At 67.8% G+C, this 1,308-nt stretch carries 1 rRNA gene; it reads left to right on the top strand.

Features of this window, described 5'->3' with window-relative positions:
* Positions 1-74, top strand: a 5S ribosomal RNA gene (rrf, locus tag EDF19_RS00250); the annotation flags it as partial.
* Positions 75-1,308: the final 1,234 nt, after the last annotated feature.

Raw genomic sequence — 1,308 nt, forward strand, 5'->3', positions numbered from 1 at the left:
ACCCGGAAGCTAAGCCTCTCAGCGCCGATGGTACTGCAAGGGGGACCTTGTGGGAGAGTAGGACGCCGCCGGACTTAACGTTGCAACACCAGGAAGCCCCTGACCAAGTTATGGTCAGGGGTTTCCTGCGTTCACGGGCAGCGGCGAGGGTCGGAAGCCTTCTCGAGCAGCATGCCCGAGTCGACTCCGCCGGTCGCGCGTGCTGTGCCGGCTTCGGACCGCGTCCGCGCTGTCGTACGGATCCTTTGCCGCGCTGGTCGCCGGCCCGTCGGTTGCCGGTGACGTTTCGTGAGCGGTATTGGTCGAGTCGTTGGGAGCTACTCGACCATTTGTGCTCACGAAGCGTGCCAGCACGGTGCGTCTCGCTTGGCGGGCGGCAGTCTCTCGGCGGCTCGGGACGTGCAGCACATGACGGCCTGGAGGACAGGCGCTGGCGGAGCTCCTGGAGACAGTGCCGGAGGACCCTGGGCTGGGAAGTCGAGTGCACCGCCTTCGGAGCCCTGGACGTCCTGTGCGCGGCGATGATGCCTGCGTGGACGTCCGACCCGCGCTGCTCGTCAGCCGGCGCCTCTCGCGCACGGGAGCGACGGTCGGCTGGTGGGAAATGGCCTCCGAGAACCGTGGCGCTTGAGCTCGCGGGGGAGCAAGCTTGTCCCGGAGTCCCGGAGTCCCGGAGTCCCGGAGTCCCGGAGTCCCGGAGTCCCGGAGTCCCGGAGTGCCGGAGTGCCGGAGTGCCGGAGTGCCGGAGTGCCGGTGTCCCGGTGTCCCGGTGTCCCGGTGTCCCGGTGTCCCGGTGTCCCGGTGTCCCGGTGTCCCGGTGTCCCGGTGTCCCGGTGTCCCGGTGTCCTGGTGTCCCGGTGTCCCGGTGTCCCGGTGTCCCGGTGTCCCGGTGTCCCGGTGTCCCGGTGTCCCGGTGTCTCGGCCACGGCGGCGCTGGGCGCACGGCCGCTGACCCAAGCCATCCCAGGCGACACGCCCGGGATGTGGCCCGGCTGGCGCTGCTGTTCACCTCCGCGTAATGTTGTCACTCGTTGCCGCTGACGCGGAGAACGGAACGGCCGAGACGGTCACTGGGTTGCAGAACCTGGAGATGCAGTCCGGACGGGGTCCCGGTCTGGCAACCATCCTCCTGAATGTTCGGCCTTCTGGTCGTGCGCTCGGGAGGTTGCGAAGACGAATGCCTCTCTGGCAAAGCCTCCTTGTGGGGTGGCGCGGGGAGTGCGTCTGGTCCTTGAGAACTCAACAGCGTGCACATTGTCAATGCCAATTTATTGATTGACCTCGTGCCTGGTCGGCTTGCTGACCGGG

The organism is Curtobacterium sp. PhB115, from assembly GCF_003752025.1.
Taxonomy (GTDB): Bacteria; Actinomycetota; Actinomycetes; order Actinomycetales; family Microbacteriaceae; genus Curtobacterium.